This window comes from Streptomyces sp. NPDC059582, assembly GCF_042735715.1.
GTDB lineage: Bacteria > Actinomycetota > Actinomycetes > Streptomycetales > Streptomycetaceae > Streptomyces.
Genome location: NZ_JBHWCC010000022.1, coordinates 108703 through 133740, shown reverse-complemented (window position 1 = coordinate 133740; position 25038 = coordinate 108703). Strand labels below are relative to the sequence as shown.

General features: G+C 71.4%; 24 protein-coding genes. 12 read left to right on the top strand and 12 right to left on the bottom strand.

Annotated features, from left to right (window positions below; translation table 11 throughout):
* Window positions 1-226: 226 nt before the first annotated feature.
* The 3 genes from ACFV0T_RS20525 to ACFV0T_RS20515 all read left to right on the top strand — a co-directional run bounded on the left by ACFV0T_RS20525 (window position 227) and on the right by ACFV0T_RS20515 (window position 2858).
* On the top strand, window positions 227-1642 hold the full coding sequence (locus tag ACFV0T_RS20525) for a cytochrome ubiquinol oxidase subunit I (RefSeq protein WP_385780802.1): 1416 nt from the start codon (window positions 227-229) through the stop codon (window positions 1640-1642).
* Entirely contained in the window at window positions 1639-2628 is a 990-nt protein-coding gene (locus ACFV0T_RS20520; protein ID WP_385780800.1) for a cytochrome d ubiquinol oxidase subunit II, read from the top strand. The genes ACFV0T_RS20525 and ACFV0T_RS20520 overlap by 4 nt, the downstream gene beginning before the upstream one ends.
* 65 nt (window positions 2629-2693) lie before the next feature.
* Window positions 2694-2858, top strand: a complete 165-nt coding sequence (locus tag ACFV0T_RS20515; protein WP_385780797.1) for a hypothetical protein — start codon at window positions 2694-2696, stop codon at window positions 2856-2858.
* A 76-nt stretch (window positions 2859-2934) separates the two neighbouring features.
* Here ACFV0T_RS20515 and ACFV0T_RS20510 read toward each other — a convergent pair whose 3' ends face one another.
* The 3 genes from ACFV0T_RS20510 to ACFV0T_RS20500 all read right to left on the bottom strand — a co-directional run bounded on the left by ACFV0T_RS20510 (window position 2935) and on the right by ACFV0T_RS20500 (window position 5216).
* The gene (locus ACFV0T_RS20510) at window positions 2935-3423 is read right to left on the bottom strand and encodes a universal stress protein (protein WP_385780794.1); all 489 of its coding nucleotides are present in this window, start codon (window positions 3421-3423) and stop codon (window positions 2935-2937) included.
* A gap of 5 nt (window positions 3424-3428) precedes the next feature.
* Window positions 3429-4688: an SLC13 family permease gene (locus ACFV0T_RS20505; RefSeq protein WP_385780825.1), complete on the bottom strand. Its 1260-nt coding sequence runs from the start codon at window positions 4686-4688 to the stop codon at window positions 3429-3431.
* 135 nt (window positions 4689-4823) lie between these two features.
* Window positions 4824-5216, bottom strand: a complete 393-nt coding sequence (locus ACFV0T_RS20500; RefSeq protein ID WP_385780792.1) for a nuclear transport factor 2 family protein — start codon at window positions 5214-5216, stop codon at window positions 4824-4826.
* Between the two features lie 104 nt (window positions 5217-5320).
* Here ACFV0T_RS20500 and ACFV0T_RS20495 point away from each other — a divergent pair, with 104 nt between their 5' ends.
* On the top strand, window positions 5321-6526 hold the full coding sequence (locus ACFV0T_RS20495; protein WP_385780789.1) for an MFS transporter: 1206 nt from the start codon (window positions 5321-5323) through the stop codon (window positions 6524-6526).
* Between the two features lie 38 nt (window positions 6527-6564).
* Here ACFV0T_RS20495 and ACFV0T_RS20490 read toward each other — a convergent pair whose 3' ends face one another.
* The gene (locus tag ACFV0T_RS20490; protein ID WP_385780786.1) at window positions 6565-6978 is read right to left on the bottom strand and encodes a cytidine deaminase family protein; all 414 of its coding nucleotides are present in this window, start codon (window positions 6976-6978) and stop codon (window positions 6565-6567) included.
* A 276-nt stretch (window positions 6979-7254) separates the two neighbouring features.
* A complete protein-coding gene (locus tag ACFV0T_RS20485; RefSeq protein ID WP_385780783.1) occupies window positions 7255-7443 on the bottom strand; it encodes a CsbD family protein in 189 nt (62 codons plus the stop codon).
* Window positions 7444-7925: 482 nt separating this feature from the next.
* On the opposite strand from ACFV0T_RS20485, the gene ACFV0T_RS20480 reads away from it, so the two are divergent.
* Both ACFV0T_RS20480 and ACFV0T_RS20475 read left to right on the top strand, forming a co-directional pair.
* Window positions 7926-9020 carry a glutamate--cysteine ligase gene (locus ACFV0T_RS20480; RefSeq protein WP_385780780.1) on the top strand — a complete coding sequence of 365 codons (1095 nt, stop codon included), beginning with the start codon at window positions 7926-7928 and terminating at the stop codon, window positions 9018-9020.
* 329 nt (window positions 9021-9349) lie between these two features.
* On the top strand, window positions 9350-10321 hold the full coding sequence (locus ACFV0T_RS20475) for a TIGR03557 family F420-dependent LLM class oxidoreductase (protein WP_385780777.1): 972 nt from the start codon (window positions 9350-9352) through the stop codon (window positions 10319-10321).
* Between the two features lie 171 nt (window positions 10322-10492).
* Here ACFV0T_RS20475 and ACFV0T_RS20470 read toward each other — a convergent pair whose 3' ends face one another.
* Together ACFV0T_RS20470 and ACFV0T_RS20465 are read right to left on the bottom strand one after the other, a co-directional pair.
* On the bottom strand, window positions 10493-10690 hold the full coding sequence (locus ACFV0T_RS20470) for a DUF6381 family protein (RefSeq protein ID WP_385780775.1): 198 nt from the start codon (window positions 10688-10690) through the stop codon (window positions 10493-10495).
* Window positions 10691-10847: 157 nt separating this feature from the next.
* Window positions 10848-11630 (bottom strand): ribonuclease BN, encoded by a 783-nt coding sequence (locus ACFV0T_RS20465; RefSeq protein ID WP_385780772.1) that lies wholly within the window; start codon window positions 11628-11630, stop codon window positions 10848-10850.
* Window positions 11631-12171: 541 nt separating this feature from the next.
* Here ACFV0T_RS20465 and ACFV0T_RS20460 point away from each other — a divergent pair.
* Together ACFV0T_RS20460 and ACFV0T_RS20455 are read left to right on the top strand one after the other, a co-directional pair.
* On the top strand, window positions 12172-12624 hold the full coding sequence (locus tag ACFV0T_RS20460) for an SRPBCC family protein (RefSeq protein WP_385780769.1): 453 nt from the start codon (window positions 12172-12174) through the stop codon (window positions 12622-12624).
* Window positions 12617-14206 (top strand): phytoene desaturase family protein, encoded by a 1590-nt coding sequence (locus tag ACFV0T_RS20455; protein WP_385780767.1) that lies wholly within the window; start codon window positions 12617-12619, stop codon window positions 14204-14206. Before ACFV0T_RS20460 ends, ACFV0T_RS20455 begins: the two co-directional genes overlap by 8 nt.
* A 104-nt stretch (window positions 14207-14310) precedes the next feature.
* On the opposite strand, the gene ACFV0T_RS20450 is transcribed toward ACFV0T_RS20455, so the two are convergent.
* The 4 genes from ACFV0T_RS20450 to ACFV0T_RS20435 all read right to left on the bottom strand — a co-directional run bounded on the left by ACFV0T_RS20450 (window position 14311) and on the right by ACFV0T_RS20435 (window position 19600).
* Window positions 14311-15792 (bottom strand): pyridoxal phosphate-dependent decarboxylase family protein, encoded by a 1482-nt coding sequence (locus tag ACFV0T_RS20450; protein ID WP_385780764.1) that lies wholly within the window; start codon window positions 15790-15792, stop codon window positions 14311-14313.
* Between the two features lie 13 nt (window positions 15793-15805).
* Window positions 15806-17239, bottom strand: coding sequence for an MFS transporter (locus ACFV0T_RS20445; protein WP_385780822.1), 1434 nt, complete (start codon window positions 17237-17239; stop codon window positions 15806-15808).
* A 237-nt stretch (window positions 17240-17476) separates the two neighbouring features.
* A complete protein-coding gene (locus ACFV0T_RS20440; protein ID WP_385780761.1) occupies window positions 17477-18445 on the bottom strand; it encodes a Ppx/GppA phosphatase family protein in 969 nt (322 codons plus the stop codon).
* 144 nt (window positions 18446-18589) lie between these two features.
* Window positions 18590-19600 (bottom strand): helix-turn-helix domain-containing protein, encoded by a 1011-nt coding sequence (locus ACFV0T_RS20435; RefSeq protein WP_385780758.1) that lies wholly within the window; start codon window positions 19598-19600, stop codon window positions 18590-18592.
* 104 nt (window positions 19601-19704) lie between these two features.
* Here ACFV0T_RS20435 and ACFV0T_RS20430 point away from each other — a divergent pair, with 104 nt between their 5' ends.
* Window positions 19705-20736, top strand: a complete 1032-nt coding sequence (locus tag ACFV0T_RS20430) for a saccharopine dehydrogenase family protein (protein WP_385780755.1) — start codon at window positions 19705-19707, stop codon at window positions 20734-20736.
* A 190-nt stretch (window positions 20737-20926) separates the two neighbouring features.
* Here the strand turns inward: ACFV0T_RS20430 and ACFV0T_RS20425 are convergent, their stop codons facing one another.
* The gene (locus ACFV0T_RS20425; protein ID WP_385780752.1) at window positions 20927-21358 is read right to left on the bottom strand and encodes a response regulator; all 432 of its coding nucleotides are present in this window, start codon (window positions 21356-21358) and stop codon (window positions 20927-20929) included.
* Window positions 21359-21666: 308 nt separating this feature from the next.
* Between ACFV0T_RS20425 and ACFV0T_RS20420 the strand changes: the two genes are divergently transcribed.
* From ACFV0T_RS20420 to ACFV0T_RS20410, 3 genes are all read left to right on the top strand, one after another.
* Window positions 21667-23211, top strand: a complete 1545-nt coding sequence (locus ACFV0T_RS20420; RefSeq protein ID WP_385780819.1) for an ATP-binding protein — start codon at window positions 21667-21669, stop codon at window positions 23209-23211.
* Window positions 23208-24461 (top strand): PP2C family protein-serine/threonine phosphatase, encoded by a 1254-nt coding sequence (locus tag ACFV0T_RS20415; RefSeq protein WP_385780749.1) that lies wholly within the window; start codon window positions 23208-23210, stop codon window positions 24459-24461. The genes ACFV0T_RS20420 and ACFV0T_RS20415 overlap by 4 nt, the downstream gene beginning before the upstream one ends.
* A gap of 76 nt (window positions 24462-24537) precedes the next feature.
* Window positions 24538-24885: a methionine biosynthesis protein MetW gene (locus ACFV0T_RS20410; RefSeq protein ID WP_385780746.1), complete on the top strand. Its 348-nt coding sequence runs from the start codon at window positions 24538-24540 to the stop codon at window positions 24883-24885.
* Window positions 24886-25038 lie beyond the last annotated feature (153 nt).

The following is a 25038-nucleotide window of genomic DNA, read 5'->3' as shown; positions in this document are numbered from 1 at the left end:
AGGACCTCCTCGCCGCCGCCGTCGCACCTCCACAGCCTTGTGAAGGCCGCGGCACAGCGTGCGTGGACTCCGCCTCACGGACGATCACGACACCCGAACGGGGCTACTCCGGATGCGGGGGCCGCCATCTGGCTGATGATTCGTTGCGCATGAGTTCCGGCAGCAGCAGTCTGCTTTCAGACGATCTACCACATCGTCCGTCGCCGTCCACGCCGGAAGGGAATTCATGGTGCTGTCTGCCCTGATGGGAGCCGCTGACCCGCCGCAACTCCTCCCAGCCCGTGAGCAGATGGCCTTCACCCTGGGATTCCACATCATTCTGGTCCCCTTCGGCGTCGCCTTCACCTTCATGATGCTGATCTGCCACTACCGCGCGCTGCGGGGCGGCGACCAGGTGGCATTGCTCCTGGCGCAGCGCTGGTCGAAGGTGGCCGCGGTGCTTTTCGCCGTGGGAGCCGTGTCCGGCACCGTTCTCACGTTCGAGTTGGGGCTGCTGTGGCCGGGGCTCATGGGCAGATATGGGCAGGCATTCGGATTCCCGTTCGCCATCGAAGGTCTCTTCTTCTTTCTCGAAGCCATCTTCATGGCCATCTACATCTACGGCTGGAAGAGACTCCCGCCCTGGCCGCACTTCCTCACCGGAGTCGTGGTGACCCTCTCGGGCATCGGCGGGACGGCCTCCGTCATCGGGGCCAACAGCTGGATGAACCAGCCCGCGGGCATCGTCGTCAAGAACGGCTACGTCGTGGACATGATCCCGTCGAAGGTCTTCTTCAACGGCGCCTTCTGGTGGGAGGCGGTGCACATGTTCCTCGCGGCCTACATCGTCGCGGGCTTCGCCGTCGCGGGTGTCTACGCGTGGGGTCTGCTCAAGGGACGTCGTGACCGATACCACCGGCTCGGCTTCCTCGTCCCCTTCACCGTCGCGGCCGTCGCCATGCCGCTCCAGTTCATCGTCGGGGACACCATCGCCCGCCAGGTCTACGACAGGGAGCCGGCCAAGTTCGCCGCCATCGAACTCGTACCGAAAACCGGTGACCACGTCCCCGAGATCCTCGGCGGCGTCCTCGTCGACGGCAAGGTGCGCTACGGGCTCCCGCTGCCCGACATCGCATCGATCCTCGCCGCGTTCCGCCCCTCCGCCGAGATCAAGGGCCTCGACGCCATCCCGGCCGCGGTACGCCCCGACGACGCCGTCGTCAATGTCGTGCACCTCGCCTTCGACGTGATGGTCGCCACCGGCTCACTGCTGCTCCTGCTGTCGCTCTGGTTCGGATGGCTGTGGTGGCGGCGGCGCGAGGTGCCGACGAACCGCTGGTTCCTGCGCGGATCGGCCGTGGCCGGACTGGTCGCGGTCGCGTCCCTGGAGAGCGGCTGGGTGGTCACCGAGGTCGGCCGGCAACCCTGGACGGTCGTGGGGCTGCTGCTGACGAAGGACGCGGTCGCCACAGAGGGCAACCTGTGGCCCTTGTTCGCCATGGTCCTCGTGATCTACCTCTGCGTCGCCGCGGGTGCCATCTTCGTGCTGCGTTCCATGTGCCGCCGGTGGCGCGACGAGAGCACCGACGCGGTGGCCGTCCCCTACGGCCCCAAGCCGACACCGGTAGGGAGCGGGAACACGCCGGGAGCCGGTGACGCATGAGCACGCTGATCGCCGCGGTCCTGTTCGTAGGCGTCATCGCGTACGCCCTCTTCGGCGGGGCCGACTACGGGGCCGGGTTCTGGGATCTGACGGCCGGCGGCGTCGCGCGCGGACGCCGCACCCGCGAGCTGGTCAACCTCTCGCTCGGCCCGGTGTGGGAGGCCAACCACACCTGGCTGATCTTCTGCCTGGTCACGCTCTGGACGGGCTTTCCGCAGGCCTTCACCGCCATCACCACCACCCTGTACATCCCGCTCGGTCTGGCGGCGCTGGGGATCGTGACCCGAGGAGCCGGATTCGCCTTCCACCACGCGTTGACCGACAGCCGAGGCGAGCACGTCAGCGGAGTCGTCTTCGCCTGCTCCTCGGTACTCACCCCCTTCTTCTTCGGCACCCTGGCGGGCGGGATCGCCTCCGGCCGCGTCCCTTCCGCCGGGCACGGCGACCCGGTGACCAGCTGGCTGAATCCGACCTCCGTCCTCGGCGGCGTACTCGCGGTCGCCGTGTGCTCCTATCTCGCCGCCGTGTTCCTCACCGGAGAAGCCCGGCGCCGCTCGGACCGGCAGATGGAACAGGCGTTCCGCCGTCGGGCCTTCGGCGCGGGCATCGTCGCGGGGCTGGTCGCGCTGGCCGGCGTGTTCGTGCTGAACACGGACGCCCCGCGTCTGTTGCGCCAGTTGAGCAGAGTGGGGGCCCCGCTCCTGATCGTCTCGGCCCTGTGCGGTCTCGCCGCGCTGCTCCTTCTGCGGCGTGGCAGTCCGTCCGTCGTCCGCACGTTGGCGGCGGCCGCCATCGCCACGGTCGTCGCGGGATGGGGAGTGGCCCAGTACCCCTACCTCCTCGGCACCCACCTGACCATCGGTCAAGCGGCGGCGCCGCAGGCCACCTTGTGGGTGCTCTTCGTGGTCTCCTGCGTCGCCGCGGCCCTGATCGCGCCGTCGCTCTTGCTGCTGTACAGCCTGCAACTGCGACGCAACCTCGGCTGACGGCACAGCACAGACCCCGGTCCACGAGGGGCAGCCGACCCGAGGAGACTTCCGGCGTCCAGCTGGTGTTCGTCCCGCACCGCCGCTGGGAGAGCGGCGACTACGACACCTGGGACCACCCCAGCCCCACCCAGCGCAGGATCCAGCAGCGGCACACCTTCGCCCACACCATCACCACCACCGACGAACTCGCCGACGCCTTCCCCGACGTGGTGGCCGCCCGTCCGTGACCCGGGCCAGGGGACCCGCCGGGAGCGACGCCACCGCGTGCCACCCCGTGTCGACGCCACCGCGTGCCACCTCGTGTCAACGGTGGTGCGGCGGGGGCGGGATGGTGCCGATCCCGGGGGCGGGCTCGGGCCAGACGAGCAGGACGGGGCAGGGAGCGTGGTCGACGATGAAGCGGCCGGCCGAGCCGAGGCTGCGGGGCCCGAGGTGGCTGCGGTCACCGTCCCGGGCGACGATGAGCAGATCTACGCCGTCGGCGGCGGCCACGACTTCCCGCTCGACCCGGCCGGTGCGTTCCACCTGCTCGCACGGCCGCCCCAACCGCTCCGCCGCCTGCGCGAGGAGCTGTGAGGCGGAGGTGGCGGCCAGGTGTTCCAACGCCGTACCGGGATCACGTTCGGGATGTCCACGGCCCAGCAGCCCCGCGAACGCGCCGTGCGCGGCACCGGGGACCTCGGGCGGGCTGACATGCAGCAGGACGATCTCGGCACTGTCCGGTGTGCGGGCGCGAACGGCGTCCACACACGCGGGCCAGGTGCCCTCGACGATCCAGACGACCACGGCCATCGCCTTCAGCCTCCTCCGATCACGGCCAGCGAGACCCACAGGGCCGGCACGGCGAGCACCAGCCCCGCCGGCACGGCGAGCAGCCCGAGCCGGGTGAACTCCCGCAGGTCCACCTCAGTGTCGTGGGCCTGCACGATACGCCGCCACAGCAGCGTGGCCAGCGATCCGGCATAGGTGAGATTGGGGCCGATGTTCACCCCGATCAGCACCGCGAGGACGGCGCCGGCGCCCGAGGGCGCGGTCAGCGGCAGCAGGACCAGCACCGCGGGCAGGTTGTTGATCACGTTGGCCAGTACGGCGGCCAGCACCGCGACGGCGAACAGAGCGGGGAGTGCGGTGCCCGCCGGGATCAGCCTGCCCAGTGCCGTGTTGAGCCCGTTGTCGACCACCGCGCGCACCACGATGCCCAGGGCCAGGACGAACGCCAGGAAGGGCAGGGAAGCCGAGCGCACCAGCGCCCCCCACGTGGTGCGGCGACGCGCCAGCGCCCGGACGGCCATGACGAGCGCACCCGCGAACGCCGCCCACGCCGGGTCGATCCCGACGGCGGAGGCCAGCACGAACCCGGCCAGCGTGCAGGCCACCGTGACCACCGCGAACACCGGCACCGCCGGCGGCTCGACAGTGGGCGCGGGCTGCGCCCCGGCGTCCAGGTCCGTGGCGAAGAAGAACCGGAACACCACGTACTCGGCGGCGATGGCGACCAGCCAGGGCAACGCCATCAGCCCGGCGAACCGGGTGAAGCTCAGCCCACTGGCCGCGAGCGCCAGCAGGTTCGTCAAGTTGGACACCGGCAGCAACAGGGACGCCGTGTTCGACAGATGTGTGCACGCGTACACGTGCGGCTTCGGCCGCACCCCGAGCCGTGCCGCAGTCGCGAACACCACCGGGGTCAGCAGCACGACCGTGGCATCCAGACTCAGCGCCGCCGTGATCACCGAGGCGATGATGAACACCTGCACCAGCAGCCGCCGGGGCCGGCCGGCCGCGCCGCGCGCCATCCAGGCCCCGCACGCGTGGAACAGGCCCTCGTCGTCACACAGCTGAGCCAGTACCAGTACCGCGGCCAAGAACCCGATCACCGGCCCCAGCTGCTCGGCCTCGGCGCGCGCGTGCGCCGGTGAGATCGCTCCGACGCCGATCACCAGGGCCGCGGCCGGAACGGCGATCACCGCCTCCGGCCAGCCGAAGGGACGTACGACGGCACCTGCCAGCACGAGCACCAGCAAGGCAACCGACAGGGTCTCAGCGAGCGGGGTGTTCAGGCCCAGTCCTTCCGACAGCAGCCGTCCACGGGCCACATCGACGCGGGGGCCCACCCTAGCCGCGGGCCCCTTCGATCATGCCGCACGCCGTTCCTGTGTCCTCCCACCGGGCGGCGGGTGTGCCGCCGGCTCCTGTCAGCCGTTCAGCGTCTGGTCGAGGACGAGGGTGTCGGCGACCTGCCGCAGCTCTGTGAGCTGGCCGTCGCGGACGGTCCACAGGTGGATGAACCGCACGTCGGCGGTCTCTCCCTCCTTGGTCACGGCGTGGTAGTGCCCGAGCGCGAAGACATGGTCCTCGTCGTCCGCGTAGTACTGCTCGCCCACCGGGAAGAAGGCGTCGAACCGATCGAGGAACGGGCCGAAGAAGTCCCTGCCCACGCTGTCGAAGCCGTGGTAGACACCGCCGCCGGGAAAGCCCGGGGTGACGTCCCAGACGATCTCCGGGTGAATGACCTCCTGGAGTACGGCCGGGTCGAGCTTGGAGTCGTACATCCTGCGGACGACGGCGATGTCGGCGGACTCGGACATGGGCGTGATCCTCTCGATGAGACCGAACGCGCCGCGAGCGCGGGGAGGTGACCGAGGATGGCACCGGACAGTGCGACACCTCGGCCGGAAGCGAGCATCACACCGTGACACCACCCACAGTGCAGCGGGGGATCATGACCCGCAAGCTGGCCTTCCTGTTCGCCGTGGCCGGCGGGGTGGCGGTGGGCAACCTCTACTGGGCGCAGCCGCTGCTCGCCCTCATCGCCCGCGACCTGCACGCGTCCACGGAGACCGCCGGCCTGCTCGTCACGCTCACGCAGGTCGGTTACGCGGTCGGGGTCCTGCTCGTCGTGCCCCTCGGTGACGTGCTCGACCGGCGTCGGCTCATTCCCGTGATGATGCTCTGCTGCGCGGCGGCGCTCGCGGCGTGCGCCCTGGCACCGACCTTCGGAGTCCTCCTCGGCGCGATCACCCTGCTCGGGCTGACGACCGTCTCCGGACAGATCCTCGCGCCGCTCGCCGGAGACCTCGCCGACGACGACCACCGCGGCAGCGTGGTCGGCACCGTCGTGTCCGGCATCCTCACCGGGATCCTGGCCTCCCGGACCGTCAGCGGCCTCGTCGCCGACGCCGCCGGATGGCGCGCGGTCTTCGCCTTCGCGGGCGTCGCGGCCGTCGTGTTCGCGGCCCTGCTGTACCGGGCGATCCCACCGCTCGCGCCCAAGACGCGCATGGCGTATCCCACGCTCATCGCCTCGGTGGGGAAAGTCGTCGTCCGAGAGCGGACGGCCCGGTGGACGATGGTCCTCGGGGCGACCGGGTTCGGGGTCTTCACGATGTTCTGGACGGCCCTGACGTTCCTGCTCAGTGCCGAACCGTTCCACTACTCCGTGACCGTCATCGGGCTCTTCGGACTCGCGGGACTGGCCGGTGCCGTCGCCGCGCAGCGCGCGGGCCGTCTGCACGACCGTGGTCGGTCGCTGCCCGCGACCGGCGTGGCGTGGGCGCTGGCACTCGCCGCCTTCGTCGTCGCGGCGTTCGCGGGCCACTCCGTCGTGCTCGTCCTCGTCGCGGTCGTCGTGCTCGACATCGGCGTCCAAGCGCTGAACATCCTGAACCAGTTGCGTATGTTCGCCCTCTCGCCCGCAGCCCGGTCCCGGCTGAACACTGCCTTCGTGACCGGCAACTTCGTCGGCGGTTCCATCGGTTCCGCAGCCGCCACGCTGCTCTGGTCCGCAGGCGGGTGGACGGCGGTGACCGTCGCGGGGATGACGGCGTGCACCTTCGCGCTCCTGGTCTGGGCGGCCGGACGGCGGGGCCCACTCGTCGTACCGGCGGCGTCCCGCTGAGTCCTTTTCCCGAGGACTGATTCCGCGGACTCGTCGAGTCAGCCGGTGACGCCCTGGTGATCGGCCCACACGTAGCTCTCGGGCAGCAAGTCGGCGATGGGTACGGTTCGGATCCGGTCTTCTGCGCCCACGATGACCTTGACGGTGGGGAAGTAGTCGAGAAGGACCTGCCGGCAGCGACCGCACGGGGGAACGACCCCCCGGTCGCCGTCGCCGACGGCGACGACGGTGTCCAGTTCGTAGCACCCCCGGGTGGCTGCCGCGCCGATGAGGACCAGTTCAGCGCAGGGGCCGCCGGTGAAGTGGTAGACGTTCACCGCGGTGACGATCTCGCCGCCCCGGGTGCGGGCCGCGGCCGCCATGGTGTGGTCGTCGCCCCGGCAGCGTGTGCTAGCGACATGGGCCGCGGCCTCGATGAGCTCGTGGTCGACGGGGTGCGTCTGCGTGGTCATCGTCGCTGCTTTCGCAAGGTCGCGAGGTCGCAAGGTGTGGAGATCTCTGTTTTCGTCAGGTGTCCGAGGTTGCCCCGGACGGCGACGGGGTGCAAACGAATTGGCTGTGTGGCTCTGCCAGGCACGCGACATCACCATGGCGCTGAACCCCGGTCCGGTCGACAGCGTCCTGGGCATACGGCAATTGATGAACCGTCAAGATCCCGACAGGCCCCTACAGACACGGAGCGCCCACCCCTTTCGGGGCGGGCGCTCGTGTCACGCCGGTGCTGTGAACTACCGCTCGTCGCGCTTGGCGGAGTCGCGGACGCCGGCGGCCTTTTCGCGAGCGGTGTGCGCCGCGTCGCGGGCGTGGCCCTTGGCCTGGTCGGTCTTGCCCTCGGCCTCCATGCGCTCGTTGCCGGTGGTCTTGCCGATCATTTCCTTGGCCTTGCCCTTGGCCTTGTCCTTGGCGCCGTTACCCATGATCACTCCAGTGGTTGTGCTTGCTGTTACGTCTGCAACGCTAGGACCGTTTTGGGCGTACCGCATCCGGAGCGTTCTCAGTCGTCACCTTGAGTAGTTGCCGCCGTTCGGTCGAACGCTGTGACCAGCCCGAATGCCTGGATGCGCCTTCGAGTTCATGATCCGGCCGCCCTCCCATGTGTCCCGGGTGCGGCTACCGGCATCGGCAGCGCGCACCCCACCGCTGTTCCTCTCCGCGGTGTCGCCGTGGCCGACGCCCATGCCCCGCCCGGGCGCTACTTGACCTCTGTCGAGGTCGCCCGGGTCATCACGTACGTGTTCCCGATGTCGGCATCGCTGCGTGAAGGGCAGCTCCATCGCCTTGCGTTGGTCGCGGCGCACGGAGACGTTCCATGTGTACGTCGTGGGCGGGGAGCGGAGACCGAGGCGTCGGCTGCTGTCGGGCGAGGGGTGATCATGGCGTATCCGGGTAGTCGCAGCACGTGATCACCGTTGGGGTCGAAGAAGAGTACTTGCTGGTGGATGCGACCACCGGGCTGCCCGCGCCCAAAGTGGCGGAGGTGCGCCGTAGTGCCGGTCTCGGCCCGTTCGCGGAGCGCGACGAGGTCCAGGACGAGCTGTTGCAGGCCCAGGTGGAGGTGGCCACTCCCATCTGTTCGAGCCTGGAGGAGGTGCGTGGTCATCTCACGCGACTGCGCCATGCGATGGCCTCGGCGGCCGAGGCGAACGGCTGCCGGATCGCCGCCACGGGTGCCGCGCCGGTACGGGGGGCCAGGCCCGTACCGGTGACTCCGACGCCGCGGTATCTGAAGATGGAGGGGGCTGCTCGTCAGCTCGTCGACGAGCAGCTGATCAACGGGATGCACGTCCACGTCGCGGTGCCCGACCCCGAAACGGGAATTGCCGTGTTGAACCGGATCCGGGACCGGCTGCCGACGCTGCTGGCCATGTCGGCCAACTCGCCCGTGTGGGACGGGCATGACACCGGGTTCGCGAGCTGGCGCACCATCGTGTTCGGCCGCTGGCCGGTCAGCGGGCCACCGCCGCACTTCGAGGGGTTCGACGACTACGAACAGCGCCTCGAGGCACTGGTGGCATCCGGAGCCATCGCCGACAGGGGCCAGGTGTACTGGCAGGCGCGGCTGTCCGATCGCTACCCCACCATCGAGGTGCGGTGCTTCGACGTCCAACTCCGGACCGGTGACGCCGTCATGCTCGCCGGGGTCGTGCGCGCGCTGGTGGCCACGGCGATCGCCGAGGAGAAGGCGGGCGCCCCCCTTGCCCTGCGCGCGCCGGAGTTGGTGCAGGCCGGTAACTGGCACGCGGCCCGGCACGGCTTGAACAGCACCCTGGTGGATCCGCAGGGTCACGCGGAGAGCAGCGGTGACGTGGTCGGCTCACTTCTGCGTCACATCACGCCTGCCCTGGAGGGCCTGGGCGATCTCCGGGAGGTGAGCACCCTGGTCGGCGGGCTTCTGCGGGAGGGCATGCCCGCCGACCGCCAGCGCCGCGCGCTCAGGGAGGACGGACTGCCGGGGCTGATCGACCTGATCACCGGCGTGACCGCGCCCGACTGAGGGGCGGGACGTACGGACGACGTGGCGAGGCTGCCGTCGTCGTGCGCCGCCCGCACCGCGAGAACGCGGCCCCCACGGTGACCTGCCGAACGGGTGCCAGACCGCCGTATCGGGAACAGGTGTCCGGGAGGCGCCGGTGCGTGGGGTTCTCGGAGACGCCCAACACCCTTGGGCCGTGCGGCGCGTAGCGTCGTCCCAGGCCGTGACGCGACCTCGTGCCGTGCCGTGCCGTGCCGTGCCGCGCCGCCCGTTCGGCTCAGCCTGCGCCGGGTACCCGTCGCCCGCGGCGGGTCCACGGGCCGCGCGACCACTTCCTGGAAAGGCGAGGCATGACGACGTACGGCTACTTCCTCTCCTGCGAGGAGTTCACTCCGGCCGAGCTGCTTTCCCAGGCCCGTGCCGCCGAACAGGCCGGGTTCGAGGCGCTGGCGATCTCCGACCACTTCCATCCGTGGAACGACGAGCAGGGCCAGAGCTCCTTCGTCTGGTCGATGATCGGGGCCTTGTCCCAGGTCTCCTCGCTGCCCGTCACGACCCTGGTCACCTGTCCCCTCATGCGCATGCACCCGGCGGTCAACGCGCAGGCCGCCGCGACGGCCGCCGTGTTGACCGGGGGCCGCTTCCGGTTCGGTCTCGGCACCGGCGAGGCGCTCAACGAGCACATCCTCGGGGACGCCTGGCCCGAGGCGTCCCGGCGCATGGAGATGCTGGAGGAGGCGGTGCAGGTGATGCGCCGGCTGTTCACGGGCGAGCAGACCACGCACCGAGGCACGCACTACACGGTGCAGAACGCCCGGTTGTACACCGTGCCCGACGAGCCGCCCCCGCTCTACGTGTCCGGGTTCGGCCCGCAGGCCGCCACCCTGGCCGGCCGGATCGGGGACGGCTTCGTCACGATGAGCCCGGACGCGGACCTGGTGGAGCAGTTCCGCCGTGCGGGCGGCGGGCAGAAGCCCGTGGTCGGCGGACTGAAGGTCTGCTGGGGCACCGACCGGGCGCAGGCCCTGAAGACGGCGCACCGGCTGTGGGCCAACGAGCAGCTGCCCGGTGAGCTCGCGCAGGTTCTGCCGACGCCCGCGCACTTCGAACAGGCCGCCGGTCTCGTCACCGAGGACATGGTGGCCGACGCCGTCGTCTGCGGCGACGACGAGGACGCTCACCTGCGTGCGGTGCGGGAGTTCGGCGGCGCCGGTTTCGACGAGGTCTACGTCAACCAGATCGGCCCCGATCAGCAGGGGTTCTTCGACTTCTACCGGACCCGGATCCTGCCCGGGCTGAAGGACCCCGCACACCAGGCGTGAGCGACCACCTCGGCGGGCCGACGCGACGGGGCAGGCGTACGGCGCGAGCGAGGCGGAACCTGGCACCTCGCCTTTCGGCGGCAGGCCATCCCGGCGGGATCGGACCGGCCCGCGCCCCGTCGGAGGAACCGCTCCACAGGGTCCGACGGGGCCCGTCACCGTCCCGCGTGTCTACAGGGGCTCCAGGGGCTCCACGGTTCCGTCGCCCGCGCTGTTGGTCTGCTCGCTCTTCTCACGGATGTGCGTGGCCTTGTTGGTCAGCCGCTGACGCTCGGCGGGGTCCGTCGCGCGCTGTGCGGCCTGTTCCAGCTCTTGGGCCTTCTCACGTATCTGCCGGGCCCGCTCGCTCGGCTGGTTCTCCACGCTCATGTTCCGTCCTCCGGTCGGGGGAGTGGGGGTTCTCCCAGCGAAACAGGATCAGGTTGCACTCGCCACCGTAGCGATCGAGTGACGCCATGGGCGTGCGGACAGCGGGAGAATGTTGCGGGACGGCTCGGCTCACCGGATGTGGCGACTGCCGGGGCCCTCAGAGGCTCTCGTCCGCCGGGTTCGTGCGGCGCAGCACCTCGTCGTGGAGGAGGCGGCCCAGGAGCGCGCCGCCGTAGACGACGACACCGAAGCCGACGAGCCAGGACTGGATGACGAGGACGGTTCCGAAAGGGCCGTAGGTGACGGCACTGGACGCGATCAGCGGGGAGAAGACGAACCGGGAGAAGACCCGGAGCCCCAGGAGTCCCACCACGGTGGCCACCGCGCCCGGGAACAGGGCGGCCCAGGAGATGCGGCCGGCGAGAAGCAGCCGCTGCGACCACCAGAAGAACAGGGTGCCGATGATGACCGCGACGAAGCCGCGGGCCGGGGAGTCGCGCCACGGCGGGGAGATCGCCGACAGGTACAGCACTCCGATGAGCGCGCCGAGCCACAGGACGTGCCGCCACTGGGCCCACCAGCGGGTGGGTGGCAGGTCCCAGATGCTTTCGTAGCCGTTCTGGAGCATGGTTCCGAAGGACAGGCCGAACACGGTGAGCAGGGCGAGGCCGAGCGCCGTCGTGGTCCGCCAGGCCTCGCCGGGCAGCGCGAAGAGGTGTTCGATGTCCCGCCGGGCGGGCGCCGACACGCCGAGCCAGTCCCCGAGCCACTGCGCGAAGCCCTGCCCTTTGGCCGCGTCGGCCGCGGAGACGACGATCAGCAGCGGTGACAGCGTCAGGAACCCGAGCGCCGCGAACCCCAGCGAGCGTTGCCACAGCCCCAGCTTCTGCACGCGTACCCAGTGGTGTCCGGCTCGCGCACGGCGAATCGCGCTGCGCATCCGCCCGACGGGCGACAGCCGCCCGGGCCCCTCAGAACTGGCCATCTCGGATGGGGGCACCCGGACGCCCCCGCTCACGGATTCCGTCGGCGCGTGGCCGGCAGGATCCTCGTCGGCGGACACCAGGAGGGGTTCGCGGGGTTCGCGGGGTTCGCGGGTAACACGGAATGACGGGCATGGCCGCTCCAGCTGCTGCTGTACCCACGGTAGGACTTCCCGGACAGGGACTCCACCGTGAGGCGAATGCCTTGAGGCGAGTGATTCTTGAGGCGAGTGGTCCTTGAGGTGCGGGGTCCTTGAGGTGAGTGGTCCTTGAGGTGCGTGGCCCCGCTCGAGGTGAGCTGTCTGCGAGAGGGGCACGCCCCTGACGGGTGAGACGCGAGGTTATTCGGGTACCCGCAGCATGTCGTGAGGCAGCTGCCGGTATTCCTTCGCCCGTCGACAAAGGATTTCCGATCCCGTCCGTGGGCCCCGAGTCGGCCGCACAGCCGTGGGTGCCTTGAGCGGGCGGAGTCACAGGCAACTCGGAAGGACTTCTTCCATGGCCGTCCGTCATCAGCTGATCCGGCGCCCTCCGCCAGAGGTGTGGGCCGTCCTCGCCGATCCGACCCAGTACGGCGAGTGGGTCGTGGGCCCCACGGAGTCCGTGCCCCTCGACGAAGGCTGGCCCGGCACCGGAGCGCGGCTGCGCTACACCCTACGACTGGGCCCCTGGTCGGCAGAGGGCGTGACGACCGTCCGTCACAGCGAGCCCGGCAGGGAGCTGGAGCTGGAGGCGTCGTTCAAGGCGCTGGGCACCGCGAGGATCTTCCTCGAGCTCAGACCGTGGGGTGAGGAAACCCTGGTCATCTGTGACGAGCACCCGCTGCGCGGCCTGGGCGGAACCCTCCACAACCCCGTCAGTGAGACGTTCCTCCAGCTTCGCCACCGGGGCATGCTGGCCCGACTGGCCAAGGCCGTGGAACAGCGCAGCAGTGGGGCCCGCCATGCCTGACGCGGTGGTGATAGGGGCCGGCCCCAACGGATTGGTGGCCGCGAACCTGCTGGTGGACGCCGGCTGGTCCGTGGAGGTGCTGGAGGCGCAAGGGGAACCCGGGGGCGCCGTCCGCAGCGACAGGGGAGTGCACCCCGACTACGTATCTGACCTCTTCAGCGCCTTCTACCCGCTGGCCGCCGCCTCACCGGTCCTCGCCCGCCTCGACCTCGCCGCCGAGGGACTGCGGTGGAGCCACGCCCCGGTCGTGGTGGCCCATCCACTGCTGGACGGCCGGTGCGCGGTGCTGGAGCGCCGTGTGGAGGAGACCGCGGCCGGGCTGGCCGGGTTCGCGGCGGCCGACGGGCAGGCGTGGCAGGACCTCTACAAGGTGTGGCGTCAGGTCGGACCGGACCTGTTGCGGTCCCTGTTCACGCCCTTCCCCCCGGTCCGTGCCGGGCTGCGCCTGGCGGCGAAGCTCCGGGCCGCGGGCGGACTGCGGCTGGCCCGCAACCTGGCCCTGCCGGTGCGCCGCCTGGGCGAGGAGGAGTTCGCCGGGGAAGGCGGCCGGCTCCTGCTGGCCGGTAACGCCCTGCACGCGGACCTGGCGCCGGAGGCCTCCGGCAGCGGAGGCTTCGGCTGGCTGATGTCGATGCTCGGGCAGAGCCACGGCTTCCCCGTCCCGGTCGGCGGCTCCGGTGCCCTGACCACGGCGCTGGTGAACCGCCTGCGGAGCCGGGGCGGTGTCCTGCGCTGCGGCGAGCGGGTCACGTCCGTCGTCGTACGGGGCGGCAGGGCCGTGGGTGTCAGGACCGCGGGCGGCGATGCCGTCGGCGCGCGGCGGGCCGTACTGGCCGACACGTCGGCGCCGGTCCTGTACCGGGAACTCGTGGGCGAGGAGCACCTTCCGTCCCGGCTGCTGCGGGACCTCGAACGCTTCCAGTGGGACTTCTCGACCTTCAAGGTCGACTGGGCGCTGACGGGACCCGTGCCGTGGACGGCGCCGCAGGCGGCCGGTGCCGGCACGGTCCACGTGGCTGACGGCGTCGACGGCCTGACGCGCTTCGCCGCGCAGATCGCCATGGGGCAGGTCCCCGACGAGCCGTTCGTGCTGTTCGGCCAGATGACCACGGCGGATCCCAGCCGCTCACCCGCCGGTACGGAGTCCGCGTGGGCCTACACCCACCTTCCGCAGCACATCACGTCCGACGCGGGGCCCGACGGCATCACCGGCCGCTGGCGCGTCCGCGAACAGGAAGCCATGGCCGACCGAGTCGAGGCACAGGTGGAGCGCTTCGCGCCCGGTTTCCGCGCGCTGATCGGCGCCCGCCGGATCCTGGCCCCCACCACCCTCCAGGCCATGGACGAGAACCTCCACAACGGCGCCATCAACAACGGCACCACCGCGCTCCACCAGCAGGCGGTCTTCCGTCCCACCCCCGGCACCGGCCGGCCCGAGACGCCTGTCGACGGCCTCTACCTCGCCTCCGCGGCCGCCCACCCTGGCGGTGGAGTCCACGGCGCGCCCGGGGCCAACGCGGCCCGAGCCGCACTGCGCTCCCGCGCCGTGCGCACCCTCGCCCATCGCGCCCAACGCGTCTGACCCGCCCCACCGCCGTACGGCCCGACCGTCACGACGGCCCGACTGCCGCCACGACACGGCGCATTCGTACGCGGCCGGCGGTGGTGGCGGAGAGCGCAGGCGCCTCAGATGTGGAAGAGCGAACCCACGAACTCGGTCAGCAACCGCTCCTTGAGCGGTCCCGGCAGCGCGTCCAGCAACGCCAGGACCGGCGCCATCCTCGTCGGAAGCCCGCCGCCGTCGTTCAGCCCGGCGAAGGCGAGGACCCCACTCACCTCCTCGGGCGTCAGCGTGTCGGGGTCCAGTTCGGCCGCGAGCCGGACCAGGTCCGGATCGACGGTCAGAGGTCCGGCCTCGCGCGCGGTCCTCAGCGCCTGCCCCAGGTCGGCCAGCAGCGCGTCCACCCGGTCGCCGGTCGCCGGCGTCAGCGTCAGATGCAGGTTCGGCGGCAGACCGTCGTACGAGAGCTGCGGCTGGAGGTACCAGCCGCGCTCGCGCATCTCGTCCGCCACGTGCAGGACGAGCGACAGGTCCGGCACGCCGTCCGCGTCCGTGACGGTGAACGCGACCAGGCTGCCCGCCGGTTCGCCCAGCACCCGCACGCCCCGTACCGCGCGCAGCCCCGGCAGCAGCCGGTCGACCGCGTCGGCCACCCGGCGCGCCAGCACGGTGTACCCGTCGTCGCCGATGTGCCGCAGCACCGCCCAGGCCTGGGCGAGCAGTCCCGCGGACTTGGTTCCCTGCGCCGTCGGGTTGACCACCGGGTAGCCGGGCCAGGCGGCGTGCGCGAAGTACTGGTGACGGCGCAACTCGGCGTCCCGGTACAGGATCACCGAGGCGCCCTTGTCGGCGTACCCGTACTTGTGCAGGTCGACCGAGAGCGAGGTCACTCCCGGCACCGAGAGGTCGAACGGCGGTACGGCGCGGCCCGTCCGGCGCAGGAAGGGCAGGAACCACCCGCCGATGCAGGCGTCGACATGGCACAGCACGCCGCGCGCGGCGGCGGCCGCCGCGATCTCCGCCACCGGATCCAGCACCCCGTGCGCGTAGGACGGCGCCGACGCCACCACCAGGACGGTGCGGTCGGTCATCGCCGCCGCGACCGCCCGCGCGTCGGCCCGGAAGCCCGCCGGCGAGACCGGCACCACCACGCTCTCCACCCCGAGGTAGTGGGCAGCCTTGTGGAACGCCGCGTGCGCGGTGGACGGCAGCACCAACTGGGGTGCTGTCACGCCGCGTTGCGCACGGGCATGGTCCCGCGCGGTCTTCACGGCCAGCAGGATCGACTCGGTGCCGCCACTGGTGAAGGTGCCCTGCGCACCAGGTACACCGAGGACCGCGCACACCGCCCCCACGACGTCGTTCTCCAGCCGGGCCACACTCGGGAAGACGGTCGGGTCGAGGCCGTTGACGGTGGCGAACGCGGTGTACGCGGCGCCGGCCAGTTCGTCGAGCCCGGCGAGCCCCGAGTCGTAGACGTAGGCGAACGTGCGGCCACCCCGGGTCGGCGCGTCCCCGGCGCGCAGCTCCCGTAGCTCGGCCAGCAACGCCTCGGCCGACCGGCCGGCCGACAACGCGGCGGAGGAGGAGGCGGGTTCAGCGGACACGGAGGTTCCCTTTCTACGGGGTGGCGGGCGGTGCGGGTGGTGGGAACGGTTGTGGTTCGGTGGGCCCGGTGCGCGGGGCGGGTGCGGGTGCGGGTGCGGTGGTGCCGGCTCGCGGGGCGTCCGGGGTCTCCCGAGCGTCCGCGGCGTCCGGGGCGAGGGCAGCCGCGGTGGATCGGCGTCCATAGGCGTTCAGCAGTAGGCAGGAGGCGAGCGCGAGCAGCGCGGGCAGCAGGCTCATCCCCGCGTTGATGCCGCTGAGTGCCGCGGCGGGCTGGGCCACCTCCTCGGACGCGTCCGAGGAGCGGAAGCCGGTCAGCGCCAGCACCACCGCGAACACGCCGCTGCCCAGAGCCAGAGCGAGCGTCTCCGCCGCCGTCCACACTCCCGTGAAGGTGGCGGCCCGACGCCGCCCGGTCCGTGCCGTGTCCGCCGCCAGGGTGTCCGCGAGCATCGTCAGCGGCAGCAACTGGAGTCCCGCGTACGCCACTCCGACCAGCGCCACGGCCGCGTACCCCACGACGGGAGAGGTGTAGCGGGTCAGGAACACCAGCGCGGCCGCCGCCGTGAACAGCAGCGAGGCGCACCACTGCGCGAAGACCGTGCCACGTGCTCGCGCGAGGCGGTTCCACAGCGGCATCACCAGCACCAACGGACCGATCATGCAGGCGAACAGCGGGGTGACGGCCTCCGGCGAGCCGACGACGTACGTCGCGAAGTACTGCACGCCCGCCAGCATCACGCCCACCGCCAGCGCCTGCACCGTCCACATACCGGCCAGCGCGGTGAAGGCGGGGTTGTCCCGGGCGACCGCCAACTGGGCCCGCAGGGACGGCTCCGCCGCGCTGCGCGCCACCGTCGGAGCGTGCCGGACCGCGCGCCAGGCGCCCAGCATGCCGACGGCCGGCAGAGCCGCGACGACCACGCCCATGGTCCGGTAACTCGCCGGGGTGTCGCCGTCCGCGTGGGCTATGGCCGGGGCCAGCGCCCCGGAGAGCAGGATGGCCACGCCCAGGAAGCCCACCCGCCAGGCCAGCACCCGGCCGCGCTCGGCTGGGTCCTCGGTCATCTCGGCCGGCAGCGTCACGTACGGCACCTGGAACACCGCGTACGCGGTCGCGGCGAGCAGGAACAGCGCGGCCACGTAAGCGGCGGCCGCGCCGCCGCGCAGTGGGGGAGCGGCGAAGAGCAGCGCGAACAGCGGCGGCAGGGTGAGCGCGCCGGCCAGCAGGAAGGGCCGGCGCGAGCCGCCCTGGACCCGGCTGCGGTCGGCCGCGGCGCCGACCAGCGGGTTGATGAGGACGTCCCAGGCCTTGGGCAGGAAGACGGCAGCCCCGGCGAGCGCTGCCGGGACCGCGAGCACGTCCGTCAGGTAGTAGAGCAGGATCAGGCCCGGCACGGTGCCGAAGGTGCCGGTGGCCAGCGACCCGAGCCCGTACCCGATCCGCACCGAGCGGGGCAGCGGCGGCCCGGCGGCCGGTGACGCGGTGCCCGGATCGTGCGGACGCGGCTTCGCCGTGCGTGCCGCGCGTCTTCGTCCCCCGTTGCGCACGCGGCCGAGCATGGAGCAGCCGCACCCCTCCTGGCAAGGCCCTGTTCTTCAGCCCTGGCAGGGCCCCGCGCTCAGCGGTGCCCTGGCAGGGCCCCGCGCTCAGCGGTGGAAGGCCCCGCTCCGTCCGGACCGTGCTCAGCCGGCCAGCGCCGCGCCCTGCCGCGTCGTGCCGTCCGGCCGTCGGCTCGCCGTGGCGAGACGTTCCAGGAGCAGCCCCTCGCGGGTGGACCAGGGACAGGTCACCACGCTGTCGGCTTCGCAGGTCTCCAGGAGGGCTTCGGCCACCAGCGCGCCGGCGAGGGACTGTTCGGCGCGGTGCCGGGAGATGCCCGGAAGGTCGCCGCGACGGGCCGGACTCGTGGCGGCCAGCAGACGGATCGCGGCCTGCAGTTCGGGCAGGGTCAGCGAGCGCGGCGCGTGCCGCGGCGCGCCGGGGTCGGTGGCGAGCCGGGCGAGCTGGGCGAAGGTCCTGGACGAGGCCAGCACGCGTTCGCCCGGATCGGCCCGCGGCAGGTCGGGGACCGTGCTCAGCGATTCGCGCAGGCGGTGCCGGACCTTGGCGAGGTGCCGTTTGGAGGTGACGACGCCGCCCGGGAGCCAGGAGCGGGTGACGGTGCGGGCGCCGAGGGGCAGGGAGAGCACGGTGTGCGGTTCGTGGCCGCTGCCGTGGGCGATCTCCACGGTGCCGCCGCCGATGTCCAGGACCAGCAGCGGGCGCACCGTGGGGCCGGACCACTTTCGCGCGGCGACGTAGGCCAGCCTGGCCTCCTCCTCGCCGGACAGCATCTGCAACCGGACGCCGGTGGCCCGTGCCACCCGTGCGACCACCTCGTCACGGTTGGGGGCGTCCCGGATGACGGAGGTGGCGAAAGCGAAGACCTCCGACCGGGGCAGGCTCAGGTCCTCGGCGAGTGTCTCGGCCACCGCCCGCTGCACGCTGCGCATACCGAGCTCGGTCAGCCGACCGTCCGGTTCGAGACACTTGTGCAGGCTCAACCGCACTTTGCGGGAGAACACGGGGTCCAGTTGTGCCCCCGTCCGCCCCCGTGCCACGGTCAGCAACGCACTGTGGCAGCCGACATCCAGCACCCCCGCCTGCCGCATCGCACCCGCCTTTCCTGTCTGAGCTGCTGTGTTCCGTACAGTGACGATAGCGGCGCTCGTGACACGGGCCGACGGTCGGCCCGGTGGAGACACCACGCGTACTCCTTGGAGTACCCATGGTTTCACTTTTAGTTCACCTTTTGGTCATCCAGTGGTCAACCGCACAGCGGGACCGCTGTCGCCGACTGCTGCCACGGCCGCGGCGGGATCGTGCAGGGGATGCGTGCGAAAGGTACGGCGGTAGGTGTCCGGGGGCACCCCCACCGTCCGGTTGAAGTGCCGGCGCAGCGTCGTGGCGGTGCCCATCCCTGTTGCCGCCGCGATGGCCTCGACACCGGCGTCCGTGTTCTCCAGCAACTCCTGTGCCCGGCGGATCCGCTGAGTCAGCAGCCACTTCAGCGGCGTGGTGCCCGTCGCGGCCCGGAAGTGCCGGCTCAGATGCCGCGAGCTCATCCGCGCCTGGCGTGCCATGTCCTCCACGGTCAGTACCTGGTCGAGCCGCTCGACCACCCAGGGGAACAGCGCGGTGAGGGGATGGTCGTCCTGGGCGGGGACCGGAGAGGCGACGAACTGGGACTGGCCGCCGGCCCGGTGCGGAGGCACGACCAGACGGCGCGCGACGGCATTGGCGGTCGTCGAGCCGTGGTCGAGGCGTACCAGGTGCAGGCACAGGTCCAGCGCCGCGGCCTTGCCGGCGGAAGTGAGCACGCTGCCGTTGTCCACGTAGAGGACGTCCTGGTCGACCTCCACCCGGGGGTAGCGGGCGGCCAGGACGTCGGTGTGCGCCCAGTGTGTGGTCGCGCGCTTCCCGTCCAGCAGGCCCGCGGCGGCCAGGACGAAGGCGCCGGTGCACAGGGACGCCACCCGCGCGCCCCGCTCGTGCGCCGCGCGCACCGCGTCGACCAGGTCGGCGGGCGGTTCCTCGTCGATGTCCGCCCAGGCGGGGACGATCACGGTGTCGGCGTGCCGGAGCCGGTCGAACCCGTCGTCGGGCTCCAGCCGGAACCGGCCGACCCGCACGGCTCCCGTCCCGCAGACCGCGACGTCGTACCAGGGTTCGGCCACGCCGTCGGGAGCGGCGCCGAACACCTCGTACGCCACGGACAGTTCGAAGTGCAGCATGCCGTCGGTGACGGCCAGCGCGACAGTGCTCACGTCCGGAATTGTACGTGGCATGTCGTTCCGGACACTCACGGCGGCGCGTCCGCCCTCGCGAGGATGTCCTCGACGGATCAACCGAAGGCACGGGGAGAGCACTCATGGGATCGGCACACACGGTGGCGGTGTACGGCGCGTACGGACACACCGGGCGGTTCGTGGTGGCACACCTGCTGGAGCGCGGGTTCCGCCCGGTGATCTCCGGCCGTGACGCGGGCAAGCTGGCGGGGCTGGCGGCGTCCCGTCCCGGGCTGGAGGCCCGCCCGGCACCGGTCGGCGATCCGGACGCGCTCGACCGCGCGCTGGCCGGTACGGCGGCCGTGATCAACTGCGCCGGGCCCTTCGCGACCACCGCCGACCCGGTGATCGAGGCCGCCCTGCGCGCGGGGATCCCGTATGTGGACGTGGCGGCCGAGATCGAGGCCGTCCTCGACACGTTCGCGCACCACGCGGACCGCGCCCGCGCCGCGGGGTCGGTGATCGTTCCCGCGATGGCCTTCTACGGCGGCCTCGGCGACCTGTTGGTCACCGCGGCGATGGGCGACTGGACGGCGGCCGACGAGGCGCATATCGCGTACGGGCTGAACAGCTGGCACCCCACGGCCGGAACGCGCGCCGCGGGCCAGGTCTCCCGGGAGCGGCGCAACGGGCGACGCGTCCGCTACACGGGCGGCCGCCTCGAATACCGCGACGACACCCCGCCCACCCTGAAGTGGCCCTTTCCCGAACCGATGGGAACCCGGGCGGTCATCGGCGAGTTCACGATGGCCGACGCCGTCACCGTCCCGAGCCACCTGCGCGTTCCCGAGGTGTGCACGTACATGACCGTCGAGGCGGCCGGCGACGTGTCGACCCCGGACACCCCGGCGCCGACCCCGGCCGACGACCGTGGGAGGTCCGCGCAGACCTTCCTCGTCGACGCCGTCGTGCGTGCCGACGGCACCGAACGGCGTGCCGTCGCGAGCGGGCGGGACATCTACGCCGTCACCGCGCCGCTCGCGGTGGAAGCGGTCGCCCGCATCCTCACGGGCCGGACCAGGACGACCGGCGTCGCCTCCGCGGGCGAGATGTTCGACGCGGCCGACTTCCTGCGCGCGCTGTCCCCACACGTCTCCCTCGACCTGCGGCAGTAAGGGGACGCGCCGTCGGCCTTCGCCGGGTCTCCCGCCGTCGGCCTCCGCCGTGCGTCCCCGCCGCCTCCGCCGTGCGTCCCCGCCGCCTCCGCCGTGTGCCCCCGTGCCGGGTCTTGGCCGGGTCTCCCGCCCGCGCCCGAGCCGCTACGCCGGCGCGTCGCGGCTCACCGGCAGGTCCCCGGGACCCCGCTCACGGGCGCGGCTTGACGGCGACGTCCAGGTAGAAGGCGTCGATGCTGCGTACGGCTTCCTCGAACTGGTCCAGGTTGACTGGCTTGGTCACGTAGGCGTTCGCATGCTGCTGGTACGCCCCCGAGACGTCGTCGGGCGCCGCCGAGGTGGTGAGCACGACCACCGGAATGGTGCGCAGCTGCTCGTCCTCCTTGACGATCGCGAGGAACTCGCGGCCGTTCATGCGCGGCATGTTCAGATCCAGGACGATGAGGTCGGGCCGCGTGTGGGCCGGATCACGCAGGTACTCCAGCGCCTGGACACCGTCGGAGACCTGGGTGAGGTTGCGGGCACCCCGTTCGGTCAGGGCGTCCTGGATCAGCAACGCGTCGGCCACGTCGTCTTCGACCAGCAGGACGTCATAGGGACGGGCGAGGGCGGCGGCTGCCATGTTAAGAGCTCCTGGTCGGCTGGTGAGAGGCGGAAGAATCTGAGGCCGGGGCGGTGGCCGCTCCGGGCCATCGCCATCGAGCTCCCTGGCGGTTCAGTCGCATCTCGAACGCGGCGCGGTCCGGGCGTGCGGGGCGAAGACGGGGCCAGGCATGTCCTCAGCCTAGATGTCGGTCGGAGGAGTCGACAACAGCGGTTGTCCGGCCAGGCTAAAGTGTGCCTGCCGCGCACCCGGTTCGGCTGAGTGTTCGGATCGAGAAGGAGTGCTACCTCGTGCAGAACGCCGCGTCCGCCGACGGGGCCGGCCCGATGGCCGGCTGGACCACCCGGCGTTGGCTGCGCACGGGGGTGGCCGTGACCCTGGCGGTCCTGGCCGTGCTCGGATCGGTGGGGGTGTGGGCAATGCTCCGATCCACCCGCATTTCCGACGAACTGGTCGAAACTCGCAGCCCGGCACTGGTGAACGCGGTGCGCCTGGAAGCGGCGCTCGTCAACCAGGAGACCGGTATCCGGGGGTACGGACTGACCGGACGCACGGAGTTCCTCACGCCGTACACCGACGGCGTGGCGGCGGAGAAGGCCGCCCAGGAGCGGCTGGAGCTCCTGCTGCGCGGCGACGACGAGGACTGGGCCGACCTCACAGCCGTACTGAAGGCCGCGGACACCTGGCAGGACAGGATCGCCCGCCCCGTCTCCGGCGCGTCCGCGCAGGAGGCCCTGGCGCTCTCGACGGAGCGCGCTGAAGAGGGCAAGACCGAGTTCGACGCCGTGCGCAAAGCGCTGCACAGCCAGCAGGCGCGGCTTCAGGACGAGCGCGCCGCCGCCGCCGCCGCGCTGGGCCGCGCCACGACCCTGCGCAACTGGACCCTCGCCGTGGACGCCCTCGTCATCGTGGTGGTTGCGGCCTTCGTCTTCGAGGGACTGCGCCGGGGCGTCACCGGTCCGCTGGAACAGGTGAGTGCCGGAGCGCGCGAGGTGGCACGCGGCAGGTTCGACCAGCGCATCCCGGCCACCGGCCCCTCGGACATCAGGCAACTCGCCGTCGACGTCGACGGGATGCGCACCCGCCTGGTCGAGGAACTCGCCTTCAGCGAGGAATCCCGCCGTCTGCTCGACGAGCAGACGGCCGAACTGAAGCGTTCCAACGCCGAACTCGAACAGTTCGCCTACGTCGCCTCGCACGATCTCCAGGAACCGTTGCGGAAGGTGTCCAGTTTCACCCAGCTGCTGCAACGACGGTACGGCGGCCGGCTGGACGAACGGGCCGACCAGTACATCGGCTTCGCCGTCGACGGCGCCAACCGCATGCAGATCCTCATCAACGACCTCCTCGCCTTCTCCCGCGTGGGTCGTGTGCACAACGACCACGCCCGGGTGGACCTGGAGGAGATCCTGAACCGTACGCTGGAGACGCTCAGCGTGCCGATCGAGGAGACCGGCGCCGAGATCACCCACGACCCCCTGCCCGAGGTGGTCGGCGACGCGACCCAACTCGGCATGCTGTGGCAGAACCTGTTGTCGAACTCCCTGAAGTTCCGCGACCCCGACCGGCGGCCGGTGATCCACATCGGCGTGACGCGCGAGGCCGACGGCTGGGAGTTCGCCGTCAGCGACAACGGCATAGGCATCGGCGCCGAGTTCGCGGACAAGGTCTTCGTCATCTTCCAGCGGCTGCACACCCGCGAGTCCTATCCGGGTACCGGCATCGGCCTGGCCATGTGCAAGAAGGTCGTGGAGTTCCACGACGGTACGATCCGGATCGACCTCGACCACACCCCGGGCACCCGGGTCGTGTTCACCCTTCCCGTTGCGGACATCCCCGACGAGTCTCCCGCGAGAGAGTCGCAGTCATGACGCAACCGGCCCCGCGTGACGAGATGAGTTACGGCATCCTTCTGGTCGAGGACGACGAAGGGGACGCGCTGCTCGTCGAGGAACTGCTCTACGACACCGGTCTGCCGCACTCCCTCCTGCGCAGCAGGACGATGGCCGAGGCGCGCCGGGAGCTGGGCGAGCGGAGTTTCGACTGCGTCCTGCTCGATCTGCACCTGCCCGACATGTCCGGTATGGGAAGCGTCGAGGCCATTCGACAGGTGGATCCGCACGCCGCGGTGATCGTGCTGACGGGTATGGCGGAGTCCCGCGCCGGCGTCGACGCGCTCGCCGCGGGCGCGCAGGACTACCTCGTCAAGGGCAAGGTCGACCATGAACTGCTCCAGCGTGCCGTGCGGTACGCGGTGCAGCGCAAGCAGTCCGAACGGGCCAGCGCCGCCCTCCAGGTCGGGCGCGTGCGGGCGGAGGAGAACGCCCGTCTGGAGCGGGGCCTGCTGCCCGAGCCGATACTCGCCTCGCCGTCGGTGACGGTCACCAGTCGCTACTTTCCCGGTCGGGAGCAGGCGCTGCTGGGCGGTGACTTCCTCGATGTCGTACAGACCGAGGACGGTCAGGTGCACGCGATCGTCGGAGACGTCAGCGGACACGGCCCGGACGCCGCCGCGCTCGGTGTCTGCCTGCGCATCGCGTGGCGCGCGCTGACGCTCGGCGGTCACCGCGGCGCCCAACTCCTTGACCTGCTGGAGCGGATGCACACCGCCGAGCGAACCGGCAGTGACCTCTTCACCACGTGCACGCTCATCACCCTGGAGCCGGCCCGCGGTGTGCTCACACTCCACCTCGTCGGCCATCACGAGCCGCTGATCGTGACCTCCGGCGGCCCACGGGTCCTGGAGTCCGCCCACGGCATCGCGCTCGGCATCATCCCCGGCCTGGGCAACTGGCCCGCCACCACCGTCCCGCTGCCGCCGAGCGGCAGTCTGATCGTGTACACGGACGGCCTGATCGAGGGTTACGCGGGCGGCGACGACTCACGCCTCGGCGTCGAAGGAGTGCTCGCCATCCTCAGCGATACGCACTCCCACGACACCGGCGAACAACTCGACCACCTCATCGCCGAGGCGCGCTCACTCAACGCCGACCGGCACACGGACGACCTGGCCATCCTCCGCCTCGACTGGTCCGACGTGCGTCGCCCCGGAAACGGCACCCGGGTACCCGACCAGAAGAGCACGGAGCCGAGACCCCGCTCGAAGACGGCCGACCGATAGACCCTGACCGCTGGGGCGTCGGCCCGTTCACCGGCGGGGCAGGACGGGCGGAGGGCGCTCGCCGTAGGTTCGGCGGATGACGACCACCGCATCGCAGGAGGCATTCCTGCACGCCTTCCACGCTGAGCATCCGGCGGTGACCGCGCAGGCGTTCGGTGCCGGCCGGGCTCCGGACGGCCGGTCCAGTTACGAGATCCTGTGCGACCGGGTGGCAGGAAGCAGCCGTGTGCTGGACCTCGGTTGCGGCGACGGCCTGCTGCTGGAGTTCCTGGCGCGAAGCGACGGGAGCGTGCGTGCTGGGCGGCGGGGCCAAGGGTGGCGAGGCATACGACCGCTTCATCGGGCTGTTGCGCTCCACGATCGAGGAGTTGCCCGCCTCGCATCGCATTCCGTCGCTGGGGGACCGACGGACCCGCAGCCGTGACGGACTCGACGAGATCCTGGTCCCGGCAGGCTTCGAGGCGGTGGACTGGGAGACGATTCCCATCGATCTGAGAGACCCCGGACGGGCAAGTTCCATGCGCCGTCAAGGTCCACGTTGCGACGACGCGACTGCGCTAGAAGGTCTCGCCGACTC

Coding starts and splice junctions, on each gene's coding strand:
- ACFV0T_RS20420 (WP_385780819.1), top strand. CDS start 21,667: ATGGCCGGCTGGACCACCCGGCGTTGGCTGCGCACGGGGGTGGCCGTG.
- ACFV0T_RS20475 (WP_385780777.1), top strand. CDS start 9,350: ATGACGACGTACGGCTACTTCCTCTCCTGCGAGGAGTTCACTCCGGCC.
- ACFV0T_RS20430 (WP_385780755.1), top strand. CDS start 19,705: ATGGGATCGGCACACACGGTGGCGGTGTACGGCGCGTACGGACACACC.
- ACFV0T_RS20460 (WP_385780769.1), top strand. CDS start 12,172: ATGGCCGTCCGTCATCAGCTGATCCGGCGCCCTCCGCCAGAGGTGTGG.
- ACFV0T_RS20490 (WP_385780786.1), bottom strand. CDS start 6,978: ATGACCACGCAGACGCACCCCGTCGACCACGAGCTCATCGAGGCCGCG.
- ACFV0T_RS20440 (WP_385780761.1), bottom strand. CDS start 18,445: ATGCGGCAGGCGGGGGTGCTGGATGTCGGCTGCCACAGTGCGTTGCTG.
- ACFV0T_RS20415 (WP_385780749.1), top strand. CDS start 23,208: ATGACGCAACCGGCCCCGCGTGACGAGATGAGTTACGGCATCCTTCTG.
- ACFV0T_RS20425 (WP_385780752.1), bottom strand. CDS start 21,358: ATGGCAGCCGCCGCCCTCGCCCGTCCCTATGACGTCCTGCTGGTCGAA.
- ACFV0T_RS20525 (WP_385780802.1), top strand. CDS start 227: ATGGTGCTGTCTGCCCTGATGGGAGCCGCTGACCCGCCGCAACTCCTC.
- ACFV0T_RS20500 (WP_385780792.1), bottom strand. CDS start 5,216: ATGTCCGAGTCCGCCGACATCGCCGTCGTCCGCAGGATGTACGACTCC.
- ACFV0T_RS20455 (WP_385780767.1), top strand. CDS start 12,617: ATGCCTGACGCGGTGGTGATAGGGGCCGGCCCCAACGGATTGGTGGCC.
- ACFV0T_RS20510 (WP_385780794.1), bottom strand. CDS start 3,423: ATGGCCGTGGTCGTCTGGATCGTCGAGGGCACCTGGCCCGCGTGTGTG.
- ACFV0T_RS20470 (WP_385780775.1), bottom strand. CDS start 10,690: ATGAGCGTGGAGAACCAGCCGAGCGAGCGGGCCCGGCAGATACGTGAG.
- ACFV0T_RS20520 (WP_385780800.1), top strand. CDS start 1,639: ATGAGCACGCTGATCGCCGCGGTCCTGTTCGTAGGCGTCATCGCGTAC.
- ACFV0T_RS20410 (WP_385780746.1), top strand. CDS start 24,538: ATGACGACCACCGCATCGCAGGAGGCATTCCTGCACGCCTTCCACGCT.
- ACFV0T_RS20465 (WP_385780772.1), bottom strand. CDS start 11,630: ATGCGCAGCGCGATTCGCCGTGCGCGAGCCGGACACCACTGGGTACGC.
- ACFV0T_RS20485 (WP_385780783.1), bottom strand. CDS start 7,443: ATGGGTAACGGCGCCAAGGACAAGGCCAAGGGCAAGGCCAAGGAAATG.